The 16,963-nt window shown below is 60.1% G+C and carries 14 protein-coding genes; 8 read left to right on the top strand and 6 right to left on the bottom strand.

Annotated elements, in window-relative coordinates; genetic code table 11:
• Window positions 1-18: 18 nt before the first annotated feature.
• On the bottom strand, window positions 19-1,572 hold the full coding sequence (pdxR, locus tag AC3WJW_RS07250) for a MocR-like pyridoxine biosynthesis transcription factor PdxR (RefSeq protein WP_493725591.1): 1,554 nt from the start codon (window positions 1,570-1,572) through the stop codon (window positions 19-21).
• A gap of 92 nt (window positions 1,573-1,664) precedes the next feature.
• Between pdxR and AC3WJW_RS07245 the strand changes: the two genes are divergently transcribed.
• From AC3WJW_RS07245 to AC3WJW_RS07235, 3 genes are read left to right on the top strand one after another with little or no spacing between them, the layout of a single operon-like run.
• Window positions 1,665-2,288, top strand: coding sequence for an FMN-binding negative transcriptional regulator (locus AC3WJW_RS07245; RefSeq protein WP_493725590.1), 624 nt, complete (start codon window positions 1,665-1,667; stop codon window positions 2,286-2,288).
• Window positions 2,289-2,298: 10 nt separating this feature from the next.
• Window positions 2,299-2,745, top strand: a complete 447-nt coding sequence (locus AC3WJW_RS07240; protein ID WP_493725589.1) for a GNAT family N-acetyltransferase — start codon at window positions 2,299-2,301, stop codon at window positions 2,743-2,745.
• A 17-nt stretch (window positions 2,746-2,762) separates the two neighbouring features.
• Window positions 2,763-3,434 (top strand): GNAT family N-acetyltransferase, encoded by a 672-nt coding sequence (locus AC3WJW_RS07235; RefSeq protein WP_015097409.1) that lies wholly within the window; start codon window positions 2,763-2,765, stop codon window positions 3,432-3,434.
• 219 nt (window positions 3,435-3,653) lie between these two features.
• Here AC3WJW_RS07235 and oadA read toward each other — a convergent pair whose 3' ends face one another.
• Both oadA and AC3WJW_RS07225 read right to left on the bottom strand, forming a co-directional pair.
• Entirely contained in the window at window positions 3,654-5,462 is a 1,809-nt protein-coding gene (oadA, locus tag AC3WJW_RS07230; protein WP_116579795.1) for a sodium-extruding oxaloacetate decarboxylase subunit alpha, read from the bottom strand.
• An 11-nt stretch (window positions 5,463-5,473) separates the two neighbouring features.
• Complete coding sequence (locus AC3WJW_RS07225; protein ID WP_007971702.1) at window positions 5,474-6,889, bottom strand: acetyl-CoA carboxylase biotin carboxylase subunit; 1,416 nt, start codon at window positions 6,887-6,889, stop codon at window positions 5,474-5,476.
• A gap of 191 nt (window positions 6,890-7,080) precedes the next feature.
• Between AC3WJW_RS07225 and AC3WJW_RS07220 the strand changes: the two genes are divergently transcribed.
• Window positions 7,081-8,043, top strand: coding sequence for a LysR family transcriptional regulator (locus AC3WJW_RS07220; protein WP_007971700.1), 963 nt, complete (start codon window positions 7,081-7,083; stop codon window positions 8,041-8,043).
• Here AC3WJW_RS07220 and AC3WJW_RS07215 read toward each other — a convergent pair.
• From AC3WJW_RS07215 to AC3WJW_RS07205, 3 genes are all read right to left on the bottom strand, one after another.
• Window positions 7,985-8,194: a PA3496 family putative envelope integrity protein gene (locus AC3WJW_RS07215; protein ID WP_007971698.1), complete on the bottom strand. Its 210-nt coding sequence runs from the start codon at window positions 8,192-8,194 to the stop codon at window positions 7,985-7,987. The genes AC3WJW_RS07220 and AC3WJW_RS07215 overlap by 59 nt on opposite strands.
• Window positions 8,195-8,395: 201 nt before the next feature.
• Window positions 8,396-9,262, bottom strand: a complete 867-nt coding sequence (gene hexR, locus AC3WJW_RS07210; protein ID WP_007954250.1) for a transcriptional regulator HexR — start codon at window positions 9,260-9,262, stop codon at window positions 8,396-8,398.
• Between the two features lie 198 nt (window positions 9,263-9,460).
• Window positions 9,461-12,331 carry an EAL domain-containing protein gene (locus tag AC3WJW_RS07205; RefSeq protein WP_493725588.1) on the bottom strand — a complete coding sequence of 957 codons (2,871 nt, stop codon included), beginning with the start codon at window positions 12,329-12,331 and terminating at the stop codon, window positions 9,461-9,463.
• 257 nt (window positions 12,332-12,588) lie between these two features.
• Between AC3WJW_RS07205 and uvrD the strand changes: the two genes are divergently transcribed.
• From uvrD to AC3WJW_RS07185, 4 genes are all read left to right on the top strand, one after another.
• The gene (gene uvrD / locus AC3WJW_RS07200) at window positions 12,589-14,772 is read left to right on the top strand and encodes a DNA helicase II (protein ID WP_007971693.1); all 2,184 of its coding nucleotides are present in this window, start codon (window positions 12,589-12,591) and stop codon (window positions 14,770-14,772) included.
• A gap of 146 nt (window positions 14,773-14,918) precedes the next feature.
• The gene (locus AC3WJW_RS07195; RefSeq protein WP_493725587.1) at window positions 14,919-15,359 is read left to right on the top strand and encodes an EamA family transporter; all 441 of its coding nucleotides are present in this window, start codon (window positions 14,919-14,921) and stop codon (window positions 15,357-15,359) included.
• 179 nt (window positions 15,360-15,538) lie between these two features.
• Window positions 15,539-16,417, top strand: a complete 879-nt coding sequence (locus AC3WJW_RS07190; protein WP_095943446.1) for a Tim44 domain-containing protein — start codon at window positions 15,539-15,541, stop codon at window positions 16,415-16,417.
• Between the two features lie 138 nt (window positions 16,418-16,555).
• Complete coding sequence (locus AC3WJW_RS07185; RefSeq protein WP_003187120.1) at window positions 16,556-16,963, top strand: SMI1/KNR4 family protein; 408 nt, start codon at window positions 16,556-16,558, stop codon at window positions 16,961-16,963.

Raw genomic sequence — 16,963 nt, 5'->3', positions numbered from 1 at the left:
CTTTTTTTGGCTTGCGCTTCAGCCGACACACCACACCGCCCGCAACCGTTGCAGCGCCGCCTCGATTGCCTTTTCGGGTACCGCGGCAAAGCCCAACACCAGCCCCGCTCGCTGATCCATCGGCGTCGTGGAGTCGGGCAACCAATAACTGCTCAATCCGTTGATCTCGACATCGACGCTTTGCGCCAACTCGATCAATTCACGTTCACGCGCCACGCTATCAACGGGGACGGTCATGTGCAGCCCGGCGGCGACGGTGGGTAATGGTCCGACGCCGAGAATCTCCGCCGGCCAGCCATTGAGCAATGTATTACGGCGACTCAACGCCGCACGGCGCATGCGGCGGATATGCCGCTGGAAATGCCCGGCCGCCATGAACTCGGCCATCACCGCCTGTGTACTGACCTCGGAATGGCGTACGTCCACGGCACGGCGTTGGGCAAAGGCCTGCACCAGCCCTGTCGGCAACACCAGGTAACCCAGGCGCAACGCCGGAAACGCCACTTTTCCGAACGTGCCGACGTAGAGCACCCGGCCTTGCCGATCCAGTGCCGCCAAAGGTGCCAGCGGCGCACCGCTGTAGCGGTACTCGCCGTCGTAGTCATCTTCGACGATCCAGCCCTGGGTACGCTCGGCCCAGGCCAGCAGCTCCAGACGACGAGCCAGGCTCATCACCACCCCGGTGGGGTACTGATGGGACGGGGTGACGTAGGTCAAACGACAATCGCGCAGCTGCGCCAGTTCAGCGCAGTCGATGCCCTCGCCATCCACCGCCACCCCATGCAACTTCGCACCTGCCACGGCGAACGCATGACCGGCCGCCCGATACCCGGGATTTTCAAGCGCCACCCCGTCACCGGGCTCCACCAGCAGCTGTGCACAAAGGCTGATCCCCTGCTGCGCGCCACTGGTGATCACAATTTGTTCAGCCGTGCACTGCATGCCACGGGAACTGCGCAAATACGCAGCAATCATCCCGCGCAAGCGCGCATCGCCAGCCGGGTCGCCGTAGCACAGTTGCTGCAAATCCGGTTTGCGCCAGAAAGCCGCATTCAGCTTGGCCCAGACCTCGAATGGAAACAGGTCGAACGCCGGAACACCGACCCGAAATGCCCGTGGCGGACCGCTCGGCGGACTGGGTAAATGGTTGTTTTTTACCCGTGCCAATGGATCGTTGTGGATAACTTTGCTGGATGGATCCACAGGTAAATCGAGCGAATTTGTGGATAAGGCTGTTGATAACCCTGTTGAAAAGCCTGTGGATACTTTTGTGGATAGTTTTTTTGCCGGCAATGCCGCCTGAGGCAGTTGTGCGACATAAGTGCCGTCCCCGACTCGCCCCTCAATGAAGCCTTCGGCGTACAACTGATCATAGGCACGTACCACGCTGTTACGGGAAATAGCCAGCGCTGCGGCCAGGTCACGACTGGCCGGCAGACGCGTTCCACTGGCCAATCGTCCGTCGAGGACGCGCAGGCGCAAGGCCTGATAGAGCTGGCGACTCAACCCCTGGCGACGGTCGAGTTCGATACCGGCCGGGTTGAAAGACAGGGAAAGCGGCGCATCCGTCATGACAATGGACCCATGAAATTGGTCATTAATGGCTCTTACAACAGACCAATAGCCTGCCTAGGATGAAGACATTCGCCAAGGAAAATATCTCCATGTATACGCCGCGCGCTTTTGCCATCGACGAGTTGTCCCAACTGCATGAACTGATCCTCGCCACCCGTCTCGCCATATTGGTGACCCACGGCGAAAGCGGCCTGCAAGCCAGTCATGTGCCGGTGCTGCTGCATTGCGAACAAGGCTTGAACGGCACGTTGTACGGGCATCTGGCCAAAGCCAATCCACAGTGGAAAGACCTGCGCGACGGTGCCGAAGCCCTGCTGATTTTTGCCGGTGCCGACGCCTATGTCAGCCCCGGCTTCTACCCGAGCAAGGCCGAACACGGCAAAGTCGTGCCAACCTGGAACTACGTCGCCGTACACGCCTATGGCCGAGCCGAAACCTTTAGCGATGGCGGGCGGCTGCTCGACATCGTCAGCACCCTCACCGACCGCCATGAAGCTGGCCGCGCCCAACCGTGGTCCGTGGCCGATGCCCCCGCCGATTACATCGACGGCATGCTCAAGGCCATCGTCGGTTTCGCCATTCCCATCGACCGTCTGGAAGGCAAGCGCAAGCTCAGCCAGAACCGCAGCCCCGCCGACATCGCCGGCGTACGCGAAGGCCTGGCCGCCAGCCCCGACGTCAATGACCAGAGCCTCGCCCAATTGATGCGCTAAGGAAATCACCATGAGTCAAATCGACATTCGCCAAGTCACCGCCGGTGATCACGCGGCGTGGCTGCCGCTTTGGCAGGCCTACCTGCGCTTCTACAAAACCGAACTGCCGGAGGCCGTCACTCACAGCACCTGGCAGCGCATGCTCGACCCGAACGAACCGACCCACGCCGCCCTCGCCTGGGCTGACAACAAAGCCGTGGGCATGGTGCATTTCATCTACCATCGTTCGAACTGGGCAATCGAAAACGCCTGCTACCTGCAAGACTTACTGGTGGTCCCGGAAACCCGAGGCGCCGGCGTCGGCCGGCAACTGATCGAGTTCGTCTACACCACAGCCAAAGCCGACGGCTGCAACAAGGTGCACTGGCTGACCCACGAAACCAACGCCACCGCGATCCAGCTCTACGAGCGCATCGCAGAACGCCCCGGTTTCATCCAGTTTCGCAAAGCCATTTAAGGTTCAAGGAGAACAACATGTCGACTTCACTCGCCAACTGGAAAGGCGTCCCGGCCCCCACGACGCAACTGATCGAAGGACGCTTCATCCGCCTGGAAAAACTCGACCCGGCGCGCCACGGCGACGACCTGTTCAAAGCCCTGCAAGGCCCGGGCGCCGACCCGAAACTTTGGGACTATCTGCCTTACGGTCCCTTCCCGGAGCGCAGCGCCTTCAACGACTGGCTGAACAACCACGCGGCCAATAGCGACCCGTACTTCTTCAGCGTGATCGATCGCGCTAGCGGCGAAGTCCAGGGCATCCTCAGCCTGATGTCCATCGTCCCGGCCCAGGGCCGCATCGAAATCGGCCACGTCACTTTCGGTGCGCCAATGCAGCGCTCACCGAAAAGCACCGAGGCGGTTTACCTGCTGGCCAAGGAATCCTTCGCCCTCGGCTACCGTCGCCTGGAATGGAAATGCAACAACGCAAACGCCCGCTCCAAATATGCGGCCGAGCGTTTGGGTTTCAGTTTTGAGGGTGTGTTTCGCCAGCACATGGTGGTCAAGGGGCAGAACCGCGATACGGCGTGGTACTCGATCCTGGATTCCGAATGGCCGGCGATTGGGGCCGGGTTTGAGAAGTGGTTGAGTGATGAGAACCAGACGGGGTCGGGGCAGTTGAAAAGCCTCGTTGAGTGCCGCGGCTAAAAGAACCAAAAGCAAAAGATCGCAGCCTTGGGCAGCTCCTACAGGGTCGGTGTATATCCTGTAGGAGCTGCCGAAGGCTGCGATCTTTTGATCTTCAAAAGCCTCCAGCCCAACGAATCCAAGGCGCGCTGACGCCCACAAGGTCTTGCTTTGCCATGGATAAAAAAAGGGGAGCACATGCCCCCCCGAGGTTTAAAGCGTTGTATCGAGACTGTTATCTCAGCCTTCGATCTCGATCAGGATTTCGCCCGGGTTCACCCGGTCGCCCTTGGCCACGTGAATGGCGGTGACTTTACCGGCGATGGCTGCCTGGACTTCGGTTTCCATCTTCATCGCTTCGGTGATCAGCACGGCCTGGCCCGCCTTGACGGTGTCGCCCTCCTTGACCAGCACATCGACGATGTTGCCCGGCATGGTGGTGCTGACATGGCCCGGTGCAGTGGCTTGTTTGCGCTTGCTGCTGCCGCCGCCGACGAATTCGTTGAGCGGCTCGAACACCACTTCTTCCGGCATGCCGTCGATGGACAGGTAGAAGTGACGCTTGCCTTCAGCCTTGACGCCAACACCGGTGATGTCAACGCGGTAGGTTTCGCCGTGAACGTCGATGACGAACTCGGTCGGCACGCCTTCACCGCCCGCCGAAGCCACTGTGCCGGCTTCCGGAATCGGCAACAGCACTTCAGGGGTCAGGGTTCCGGCCGCGCGCTCTTCGAGGAACTTGCGACCGATGTCCGGGAACATCGCGAAGGTCAGCACGTCCTCTTCAGACTTGGCCAGTGCACCAATATCGGCGCGCAGCTTGGCCATTTCCGGCTTGAGCAGATCGGCTGGACGCACGTCGATCACTTCTTCGCTGCCGATGGCCTGGCGACGCAGTTGTTCGTTGACAGTGCCCGGCGCCTTGCCGTAGCCGCCTTGCAGGTACAGCTTCACTTCGTTGGTGATGGTCTTGTAGCGCTCGCCGGCCAGCACGTTGAAGAACGCCTGGGTGCCGACGATCTGCGAGGTCGGGGTCACCAGCGGCGGGAAGCCGAGGTCTTCGCGAACGCGCGGGATTTCGGCCAACACTTCGCTCATGCGGTTCAGCGCGCCCTGCTCTTTCAACTGGTTGGCCAGGTTGGAAATCATTCCGCCCGGTACCTGGTTGACTTGCACACGGGTGTCGACGGCGGTGAATTCGCTTTCGAACTGGTGGTACTTCTTGCGCACGGCGTAGAAGTACAGGCCGATCTCTTGCAGCAGCTCCAGGTTCAGGCCGGTGTCAAACTCGCTGCCTTTAAGGGCGGCGACCATCGACTCGGTGCCCGGGTGGCTGGTGCCCCAGGCGAAGCTGGAGATCGCGGTGTCGATGTGGTCGGCGCCGTTTTCGATAGCCTTCATCTGGCACATCGCGGCCAGGCCAGCGGTGTCGTGCGAGTGGATGAACACGGGCAGCGATTGCTCGGCTTTCAGTGCCTTGACCAGTTCGCCTGTGGCGTATGGGGTCAGCAAACCGGCCATGTCCTTGATCGCCACCGAGTCGCAACCCATGGCTTCCATTTGCTTGGCCTGGTTCACGAAGGCCTCGATGGTGTGCACCGGGCTGGTGGTGTAGGCGATGGTGCCCTGGGCGTGTTTGCCGGCGGCTTTCACCGCCTCGATGGCCACGCGCAGGTTACGCACGTCGTTCATGGCGTCGAAGATGCGGAACACGTCGATGCCGTTGACCGCGGCCTTGGCGACGAAGGCCTTGACCACGTCGTCGCTGTAGTGGCGGTAGCCCAGCAGGTTCTGGCCGCGCAACAGCATTTGCAGGCGGGTGTTAGGCAGCGCGGCGCGCAGTTGGCGCAGACGCTCCCACGGGTCTTCCTTGAGGAAACGTACGCAGGCGTCGAAGGTCGCGCCGCCCCAGCATTCCAGCGACCAGTAGCCGACTTTGTCGAGCTTGTCGCAGATCGGCAGCATGTCTTCGGTGCGCATGCGGGTGGCGAGCAGTGATTGGTGGGCATCGCGCAGGATCGTGTCGGTAACGTGGATTTGTTTGCTCATTGTTCTATTCCTCACAGGCCTGCGTGGGCGGCGATGGCGGCGGCGATGGCCAGGGCCAGCTCTTCGGGTTTGCGCTTGATCGAGTAGTTGGTCAGTTCAGGGTGGCTTTCAACGAAGCTGGTGTTGAACTGGCCGCTACGGAATTCCGGGTTACGCAGGATTTCCTGGTAGTACGCGGCAGTGGTCTTGACCCCTTGCAGACGCATGTCATCGAGGGCGCGCAGACCACGGTCCATCGCCTCTTCCCAGGTCAGCGCCCACACCACCAGTTTCAGACACATGGAGTCGTAGAACGGCGGAATGGTGTAGCCGGTGTAGATCGCCGTGTCGGTACGCACGCCGGGGCCGCCGGGTGCGTAGTAACGGGTGATCTTGCCGAAGCTCGGCAGGAAGTTGTTCTTCGGGTCTTCGGCGTTGATCCGGAATTGCAGGGCGAAACCACGGTGCTGGATGTCTTCCTGTTTCACCGAAAGCGGCAGGCCGGAGGCAATGCGAATCTGCTCGCGGACAATGTCGATGCCGGTGATTTCTTCGGTAATGGTGTGTTCCACCTGCACCCGGGTGTTCATCTCCATGAAGTACACCTCGCCCTCGGCGAGCAGGAACTCCACGGTGCCGGCGTTCTCGTAGCCCACGGCCTTGGCTGCACGCACCGACAGGTCGCCGATGTAGGCGCGCTGTTCCGGGGTCAGTTGCGGGCTCGGGGCGATCTCGATCAGCTTCTGGTTGCGGCGCTGGATCGAGCAATCACGCTCGAACAGGTGCACCACGTTGCCGAAGCTGTCGCCAAGGATCTGCGCTTCGATGTGCTTGGGATTGACGATGCATTTTTCCAGGAACACTTCCGCCGAGCCAAAAGCCTTGGTGGCTTCGGAAATCACGCGAGGGAAAGCCTGTTCGAGCTCTTCACGGCTGTTGCAGCGACGAATACCGCGACCGCCACCACCGGATGTGGCCTTGAGCATCACCGGGTAGCCGATGCGATCGCCTTCGGTCAGGGCCTCTTCGATGCCCGACACGTTGCCTTCGGTGCCCGGAGTGACCGGCACGCCGGCCTTGATCATGCTGCGGCGCGCTTCGGTCTTGTCGCCCATGCGGCGAATGACTTCAGCCGATGGACCGATGAATTTGATCCCGCGCTCAGCGCAGATCTCTGCCAGTTCGGCGTTTTCCGATAGGAATCCGTAACCAGGGTGCAGTGCATCGCAGCCGGTTTCCACAGCCAGGTTCACCAGCTTGCGCGGGTTCAGGTAACCGGCCAGCGGTTCGGCACCGATGCTGTGGGCCTCATCCGCACGCTTCACATGCAAGGCATGACGGTCGGCGTCGGAATAGATCGCGACCGAGCGAATGCCCATTTCGGCACAGGCACGTACGATTCGTACGGCAATCTCACCACGGTTGGCGATCAGGATCTTTGTTATCACTTGGAGTTTCCCTTGAGCCGGTGGTACCTACAACCTGCTAGACCCAGGTCGACGAGTGACCAAATGTTTCAATTTGGTCGCAGGCCCACACTAGCGCCCACAAGGGATTAACAAAAATGAATAAAAATTGGGTCGTGCATAAGTAAAGACTTATAGTTGATTCACCAGCCAGCGACGAGAGTGACCGGATAATGCGTAAGTCATTGATGCGTATGACTTTGCGGCAATTGCAGATCTTCAATGAGGTCTGTGATTTGCGATCTTACAGCCGCGCGGCCGACGAAATGTCGCTCACACAACCTGCCGTCAGCCTGCAGATTCGGCAGCTCGAAGAGCTGATTGGCCAGCCTTTGTTCGATTATGTCGGCAAAAAGCTCTACATGACCGAAGCCGCTGAAGCGTTACAGCGAGCCAGCCGGGACATTTTCGGGCGCCTGGAAAACCTCGACATGCAGCTGTCGGACATGCAGGGCTCGTTGCAGGGGCAACTGAAACTGGCGGTGGAATCCAGCGCCAAGTATTTCGTGCCGCATCTGTTTGCCGCATTCAAACGCCAGCACCCGGAGGTGAACCTGCAACTGACGGTGGTCAATCGCGGCCAGGTGATTCGGCGCCTGTCGGACAACCGCGACGACCTGGTGATCATGTCCATGGTGCCTCAGGACATGGGCCTGGAGTTCCTGCCGTTCCTGAACAACCCGATCGTCGCCGTGGCGCCACCGGATCACCCGCTGTGTCATATGGGGCCGCTGCGCCTGCAGGATCTTGAGCCCTACACCCTGTTGCTGCGTGAGCCAGGCTCCGGGACGCGGTTGGCATGCGAAGAATACTTCAAAGAGAAGCGCGTGCACTTCAACCAGACCCAGGAGGTCTCGTCTGCCGAAGCTCAGCGTGAATGCGTACTGGCAGGCCTGGGCGTTGCGCTGTTGACGCGCCACGCCCTGAACCTTGAGCTGGCAACCGGTGGGTTGATCGAGCTACCCATCGAAGAGCTGCCACTGTTTCGCAGCTGGTGCCTGGTGCAGGCCAAGGCGAAACGCCTGTCACCGGTGGCTCACGCCTTCCTGGCGTTTATCCGCAGCGAACGGATCCAGATCAGCGCGCTGGTTGAGCGTTTCGACGGGAAGTCGAGGGAGATGCCTGCCAGAAGTTGAGTTCCAACTCCGGAAAGTCGCCAATTTCGGCCAGAAGCTGACGGCGTTCGCAGCGATCTTCGATGGCGCGACGGAATTCCATACGGCGCTGGTCTTCTTGTTGACGACGGGTTTTGACAGCGCTGTTGCGTTCTTCGTAGGGCATGGCCATTTCGAGTCTCCCAAGGCGAGTACGGGAGTTTCAAGATAGGCGCGAGGGATGACGGTTTGGCTGCGCAAGCGTTACAGACTGATGAAAATTGCGGCGTATTCGAGGACGCCATCGCGAGCAGGCTCGCTCCCACCTTTGACCGCGATCTCCTGTGGGAGCGAGCCTGCTCGCGAATAAGGTCGGAACGACCTTACGACGACGTCAGTCGTCCAGCGCTTTCACCGACTTGGGTGACAACCGCAAGCTGCGCAAACTGCGTTTAACGCTCTTGAGGTGATTGACCAGGCTCGGGCCGCGGGCCATGGCCACGCCCATCGCCAGCACATCGATCACCACCAGGTGGGCGATACGCGAGGTCAGCGGCGTGTAGATTTCGGTGTCCTCATGCACATCGATCGCCAGGTTGACCGTCGACAACTCGGCCAATGGCGTCTGGCTTGGACACAACGTGATCAACGAAGCGCCGCTTTCGCGCACCAGGTTGGCGGTGATCAGCAGGTCCTTGGAACGACCCGACTGGGAAATGCAGATGGCCACGTCAGTCGGCTTCAATGTCACGGCCGACATCGCCTGCATGTGTGGGTCGGAGTACGCCGCTGCGGTAAGCAGCAAGCGGAAGAATTTGTGCTGCGCATCCGCCGCGACCGCACCCGAGGCGCCAAAACCATAGAACTCGACGCGCTGGGCCTGGGACATCAACGTCACCGCCCTCTGCAATTCCAGCGGATCGAGTTTCTCGCGAACCTCCATCAGGGTATGCAGGGTGGTGTCGAAGATTTTCAGGCTGTAGTCGGCGACCGAATCGTCTTCGTGGATCGCAAACTGGCCAAAACTCGCACCGGCCGCCAGGCTCTGGGCCAGCTTCAGCTTCAGGTCCTGAAAGCCGGAACAGCCGATGGCACGGCAAAAACGCACGATGGTCGGCTCACTGATGCCCACGCTGTGGGCCAGGTCGGCCATGGAGCTGTGCATCACGGCCGCAGGATCAAGCAGCACGTGGTCGGCGACCTTGAGCTCCGACTTGCGTAACAGGTGACGAGACTGGGCGATGTGTTGCAGCAGATTCAAAGGGCTGGACTCTTTGTTATTGGCAGGTGCCGGGGATGTAGCACGCTTGTAGTTATACTACATGAATTGGCTTTTTGCCTGCTCAATGCGTTACCGAATCCCTCGATTTCAGGTGCCCACGCTTCATGTAGCACTCTGGCGCCTGTCCAGGTGCACCGAGTGCACGTTTTAAAGGACAAAGCGCCTTACGTATCCCCCTCAGCTTGCGGCTTGCGCGTGCAGCAAACCTGCCAACGCCTCGGCCTCGACCGGGCGGCTGATCAAATAACCCTGTACTTCATCGCAGCACTCGGCTTCCAGGAACTCAAGCTGCTCTTCCCGCTCCACCCCTTCTGCCACGACCTTGAGTTTCAGACCGTGAGCCATGGCAATGATGGCCCGGGTAATCGCCGCGTCTTCGCTGCCCTCCCCCAGGCCACGGATAAACGCCTGATCAATCTTCACGTAGTCCACCGGAATGCGCTTGAGATAACTCAAAGACGAATACCCGGTGCCGAAATCATCGATCGCCAGTTTCACCCCGAGATCACGCAGCTGCTGGAAGGTTGCGATGATGTGCTCGACGCTGTCCAGCAACTGGCTTTCGGTGAGTTCCAGCTCCAGGTAGCGTGGCTCCAGCCCGGTTTCCTCCAGCACTTGCCGCACCAGGCTGACCAGCTTGCCCTGGCGCAATTGATGCACCGACAGATTGACCGACACCCGAATCGCATCGAGCCCCTGCCGCTGCCACTCACAGGCTTGCCAGCAGGCCTGACGCAGCACGAACTCACCGATCGGGCCGATCAATCCGGTTTCTTCAGCCAGACCGATGAAATCCCCCGGCGGCACGCGGCCCATGGTCGGATGATCCCAACGCACCAGCGCCTCGGCAGCATTCAGCTTGCCCGTGGCGAGGCACAGCTTGGGTTGGTAGAACACCTTCAACTGCTTCTCTTCGATGGCTTTGCGCAACTGGTTTTCCAGCTGCAAACGCTCCAGCGTGCTGGCTTGCAGGCTGTCGGTGTAGAACTGGAAGTTGTTGCCGCCCAAATGTTTTGCGTGCTGCATGGCCATGTTCGATTGACTGACCAACGCGGAAATTTCCCGGGCGCTGTCCGGCAACAGGCTGATGCCCATCGACGCACTGACCACCAGCTCATGGCCGTCAATGGTCACCGGCAGACGCAACTTGCTCGCCAGACGAGTCGCCACCCGCGCCAGGCTCGAAAGGTTGCCGTAGGCGTTGAACAGCACGGCAAACTCATCGCCGGACAGGCGCGCGATGGTGTCTGCTTCAGGCAATGCATTCACCAGTCGCCGGGCCATTTTCTGCAACAACTGGTCGGCGACTTCATGCCCCAGGCTGTCGTTGAGTTGCTTGAAGCGGTCGAGATTGATGTGCAGCAAGGCCAGGCTGCGATAACCGCCCTGTCGTACCCGTTGATGAGCCTCGCTGAGGCGCTCGCGGAACATCGCGCGGTTGGCCAGACCGGTGAGTTCGTCGTAATGGGTCAGATAGCGCATACGCTCTTCGGATTCCCGGCGGGCAGAAAGATCCGCGAAGAAGCCCACGATATGGCTGACATTTCCCCGGTTATCGCGCACGGCATTCAATTGCAGCCATTGCGGATACATCTCGCCGTTCTTGCGGGTTTCCACCAATTCACCCTGCCAGCTGCCTTGCTGCTCCAGCGCCTGATGGATCGTGGCGTAATGCCGACGCGCATCGCGACTGCATGGCAACTCAACGACATTGCGTCCGATCATGTCTTCGATGGCATAGCCGGTCACCCGACTGAAGGCTTGATTGATTGCGATCAGGGCATAGTTCGGGTCGAAAATCACAATCCCTTCGCTGGCCGCCTCGAATACGGTCGCCGCCAGTTGCCGCTGCTCTTCCAGGTTTTTGCTGACGCTGATGTCGCGCCGAGTGCCGACCATGCGCAAAACCCGTCCGTTCTCGGCACGCTCGACCGCCCGCCCACGGTCCTCGATCCAGACCCAGTGGCCATCGCCGTGGCGCACGCGATACTCGATTTGATAGTCCTCGGTGCGGCCCTTCAGATGCTCGACCAGCGCCCTTTTCAGCGCTGGAAGGTCCTCGGGGTGAAGGCGCGGCTTGAGGTGACGCAGGATTGCCGTGACCTGGTCCGGCTCCAGGCCGAACAACTCCTGAATCTGCGTGTGATGGACTTCGTCGGTTTGCAGATTCCAGTCCCACAACCCCAACTCGCTGGCCTTCAATGCCAGCGCCAGGCGTGCTTCGCTCTTGCTCAGCGCCTGGTTGGCGGCGTCCAGCTCCAGGCTGCGCTGAGCGACGCGGTTTTCCAGGTCGACCTGGATTTCTCGCAATTCGTTCTCGGCGCGTCGACGCTGTTCGATCTCCTTGGCCAGCTTTTGATTGAGCTGATCACTGCTGCTTTGCGCCTGCTGTAGATGTTCGATCAATGCCTGGTTCTGAAAGCGTCGCATCAAGCCCCGATCGATCAATCGATTGACCTGCCAGGCAACCACACTCAATGCACCGAGCAGAATCAGCCCGAACCAGCCCCAGCCCTGCTGCTGTTCCTCACCCCCCCAAAACATATAGGCAATGGCCGGTAGCAGGCAGGGCAAGGTGAAAGACAGAAAGGCCGGCAAGCTGACCGCATAAGCCACGCTGGCCGAGAGCGCTGCGGCACCGATGAGGCCGAAGACCCAGGCCTGCTGAATGAAGTTATCGGCGGGAACCAGGGCAATGCCGGCACCGGCCAGAGTCAGGCCGGTGAGGCCGGAACCCAGCAAAAACATACGTCGCCAAATGGGCTGGGCTTGACGATTGGGGATGGCCGAATCGAAGGCTGCGACCTGAATCACCCGCAATGCCACCAAAGACAACAACCACACCAGCCAGACACTGACCAGGAAATAGCGCTGCGGACTCCAGAGCAAACCGGCACAGACCAGGCCATTGATCAGCATGAACAACGTGGGCAGCAGCGAGCCCTGATACAACAGGCGCGTGCGTTCGACCGCCATTTCCATGGCGTATTGCTTTCTGATAACCCGGGGCTCCACAGTGGGGCCCGACAGGTCGAAGCTGAGGGTCATAGGCGATGTTCTTGTTCTTATAATGATGAGCATGGGCCCGAAACTGCTCGGAGCATACACAAGCAATTGCCCGGACCAAACTGCTGCTGATCAATAAATCGCCAAATTTTTCAGCCGCCGCCCCACCCTGAAAACCCTAAAGGCACGCCCCGCCAACGCCTGCAGCCGATGACTGACCGGTCGTCCCTCGCGTAACTTTCATCGGTTAATGCGAAGCGGAGTTTGCCCGGTGTGTCGCGGCCCCCTAGAATGCCCCGATGCGCGATGATCTCTCCCTTCTGCTGAACTCCCTCAACGATGCCCAACGCCAGGCCGTAGCGGCCCCCGTGGGTCGTCAGTTGGTCCTGGCCGGTGCTGGTTCCGGTAAAACCCGAGTGCTGGTGCACCGTATCGCCTGGCTGATCCAGGTTGAAAATGCCTCGCCCCACTCCATCCTGTCGGTGACCTTCACCAACAAGGCTGCTGCCGAGATGCGCCAGCGCATCGAGCAACTGATGGGTATCAACCCGGCCGGCATGTGGGTCGGCACCTTCCACGGCCTGGCGCACCGCTTGCTGCGGGCGCACTGGCAGGAAGCGGGCTTGAGCCAGACTTTCCAGATCCTCGACAGCGATGACCAGCAACGGCTGGTCAAGCGGGTGATCCGAGAACTCGGCCTGGACGAGCAGCGCTGGCCGGCCCGTCAGGCCCAATGGTTCATCAACGGGCAGAAAGACGAAGGTCTGCGCCCGCAACACATTCAAGCCAGTGGCGATCTGTTCCTTGCGACCATGCGCGGCATCTATGAGGCCTACGAGGCCGCATGCCTGCGCGCCGGTGTCATCGACTTCTCCGAACTGTTGCTGCGCGCCCTCGATCTGTGGCGCGACCACCCAGGCTTGCTCGCTCACTATCAAAAGCGCTTCCGGCACATCCTCGTGGACGAGTTCCAGGACACCAACGCCGTGCAGTACGCCTGGTTGCGCCTGCTGGCCAAGGGTGGCGACAGCCTGATGGTGGTGGGCGATGACGATCAGTCGATCTACGGCTGGCGTGGCGCGAAAATCGAGAACATCTACCAGTATTCCGAAGACTTCCCGGACGCCGAAACCATTCGTCTGGAGCAGAACTACCGCTCCACCGCCGGCATCCTGAAGGCAGCCAACGCCTTGATCGCCAACAACACCGGACGCCTGGGCAAAGAGCTGTGGACCGACGGTGGCGACGGCGAGGCAATCAATCTGTATGCCGCCTTCAACGAACACGACGAAGCACGCTACGTTGTCGAAACCATCGAAAGCGCGCTGAAAACCGGCCTGTCTCGCAGCGATATCGCGATTCTGTACCGCTCCAACGCCCAATCGCGGGTTCTGGAAGAAGCGCTGCTGCGTGAACGCATTCCGTACCGCATCTATGGCGGCCAGCGCTTCTTCGAGCGTGCCGAAATCAAGAACGCCATGGCTTACCTGCGATTGCTCGAAGGGCGGGGCAACGACGCCGCGCTGGAACGGGTGATCAACGTGCCAGCCCGCGGCATCGGCGAGAAAACCGTCGAAGCGATCCGCGACCATGCGCGCCACAGTGATGTGTCGATGTGGGAAGCGATGCGCCAACTGGTGGCCAACAAAGGCCTGACCGGTCGTGCGGCCGGTGCCCTTGGCGCGTTTATCGAGCTGATCGAAAACCTTGCCGCCAAGTGCATGGAAATGCCGCTGCACCTGATGACCCAGACCGTCATCGAGCAATCGGGGCTGATCGCCTATCACGAAGCGGAAAAAGGCGAGAAAGGCCAGGCCCGGGTGGAAAACCTTGAGGAACTGGTCAGCGCCGCACGCAACTTCGAAAACAGCGAAGAAGACGAAGACCTGACGCCTTTGGCAGCGTTCCTCGGTCACGCGTCGCTGGAGGCCGGCGATACGCAGGCCGACGAGCACGAAGACAGCATTCAACTGATGACCCTGCACAGCGCCAAAGGCCTGGAATTCCCTTACGTGTTCCTGGTGGGCATGGAAGAAGGCCTGTTCCCGCACAAGATGAGCCTGGAAGAACCCGGCCGCCTTGAGGAAGAACGTCGTCTGGCCTACGTCGGCATTACCCGGGCGATGCAGAACCTGGTGATGACCTACGCTGAAACCCGACGCCTTTATGGCAGCGAGACCTACAACAAGGTGTCGCGCTTCGTACGCGAAGTGCCGAAAGGCCTTATTCAGGAAGTACGGCTGTCCAACAGCGTCAGCCGGCCGTTTGGTGGCAACCAGTCGATGAGTGGCAGCAACCTGTTCAGCGGCAGCGAAATTCCGGAAACCGGCTTCAGTCTGGGTCAGACCGTACGCCATTCGATCTTCGGTGACGGCGTGATCCTCAACTTCGAGGGCGCCGGTGCTCAGGCCCGGGTGCAGGTGAACTTCAGCGAAGGCAGCAAGTGGCTGATGTTGGGTTACGCCAAGCTGGAAGCGATCTAGCTTTTCTGTGGGAGCGAGCTTGCTCGCGATAGCGGTAGATCAGTCGACATTATTTCTGGTTGTCAGTCCGTCATCGCGAGCAAGCTCGCTCCCACAGGTTGTAGGTAGGTTCCAGGCCTATATCTGAATTTAAAGGTGCGATGGACATGGGCACAGGCTTTTTTTCTTCCTGGACATTCTGGGCCCTGTTATCGGCGGCGTTCGCGGCGATGACCGCCATTTTCGCGAAAGTCGGCATCGAAAACGTCAATTCCGACTTCGCCACCCTGCTGCGTACGATCGTGGTATTGGTCAGCCTGGCCTTGATTTTGTACGCCACGGGCCAATATCAGTCTTTAGGATCGATCTCGGCAAAGAGCTACCTGTTCCTGCTGTTGTCGGGCCTGGCTACCGGTGCGTCGTGGATCTGCTATTTCCGCGCACTCAAGGTCGGCCCGGCGTCACTGGTTGCCCCGGTGGACAAACTCAGCGTGGTGCTGGTGGCCGTTCTTGGGGTAGTCCTGCTGGGTGAAAAACTCGACCTGCGCCAATGGGGCGGAATCGGTCTGATCACGGCCGGAGTCGTCACGCTGGCATTTCGTCGCTAGGCGAGCGTCCTACAAAGCTCATCCACTCATCTGACAGATCAAAGTCAAAAGGCCCTATTGCACTGACTGAAGCTGAATGAAACCTGTCAGGCAAAAGCCCGAAACACTCTGCCGCTAGCCAGTAACACTTCAGCTGTGCAACATGGCGCGCGTGCCTTCCACAAATGGGAATTCCCTTTATGAAACGTTTTCTTAGCATCGCCATGGCGTTGTGCATCGGCCTGACGATGAGTCTCGACGTCAATGCCGCCAAGCGCTTCGGTGGTGGCAAAAGCGCAGGCGCTGCGCCGACGCACCAGACCAGCCAGATGGCTCCTTCTTCTCCAGGCATGGGCGGCGCTGCGGCGACCGCTGGTGCTGCCGGTGCCGCTGGTGCCGCTGCCAAGGCCGGTGGCGCTTCGCGCTGGCTCGGCCCTCTGGCCGGTATCGCGGCCGGCGGCCTGCTGGCATCCATGTTCATGGGCGACGGCTTCCAGGGCATGCAGATCTTCGACATCCTGATCATGGCTGTCATTGCATTCCTGGTCTTCCGCTTTATCGCCGCCCGTCGTCGCAAGCAGCAGGAGCAATACGCGCCGGCCGGCCACGCGCCGATGCAACGTGAAGCGTTCGAACAAAAGCCTGCCGGCGGTTCGATCTTCGGTGGTTCGGCAGCGCCTGTTGCCGCTCGTCCAGTGATCAACGCTCCAGCCTGGTTCAACGAAAGAAACTTCGTCGAAGCGGCACGCAATCACTTCCAGTCCCTGCAACAGCACTGGGACGCCAATGAAATGGACAAGATCGCCGAGTTCGTGACCCCGCAAATGCTGGAGTTCCTCAAGCGTGAGCGTGCCGACCTGGGCGACGGTTTCCAGTCCACCTACATTGATAACCTCAATGTACAGCTGGACGGCGTGGATGACCGCGCCGACAAGACCATTGCCACCCTGACCTTCACCGGCGTGTCGAAAACCTCGCGTTTCGACCAGGGCGAAGTCTTCAGCGAAAGCTGGAACATGGAACGTGCACAGGGCGAAAACCAGCCTTGGCTGGTGGCCGGTATCCGCCAGAACGGCTGATCCCGCGCCGCGCTTCACTTGCTGTAAAGAAAACCCCGGCCTCGGCCGGGGTTTTCTATTTCGCGGTTGCATCTATAGCAAGCTACTGTATAAACCGCCCCATATAAACCGCGCCATACAAGCAAGAGGATCCCGGACGTGGAAGAAATCATCGAACAACTGCGTGAAGCCAACGAACCGGTACCGGTCCCCTTGGAGTTGCCTGACGAAGACCTGCTGGTCGAAATCGAAGAACAACTGTTCATCGACATTCCGTTCGTCTTCAGAGAGTTTCTGCTGACCGTCAGCGACGTGGTCTACGGTAGCCTGGAGCCGGTCACCGTGACTGACCCGCAATCCCACACCTACCTGCCCGACGTTGCCGCCAACGCCTGGGACGCCGGCGTCGATCGCAGCCTGATCCCGATCTGCCAGGACGGTGACGACTACTACTGCGTCGAAGAAGACGGCACCGTGGTGCTTTGGCAGGCCGAAGAAGAGCTGATCGCCGAAGAAACCTGGGAGTCGGTGTGGCACTGGGCACGGGACGTCTGGCTGGAAAGCTGA

It is taken from the genome of Pseudomonas sp. GW821-FHT07G06, assembly GCF_058986625.1.
The sequence above is the reverse complement of the archived record's forward strand: the minus strand, read 5'-3'. Positions and strand labels throughout refer to the sequence as shown.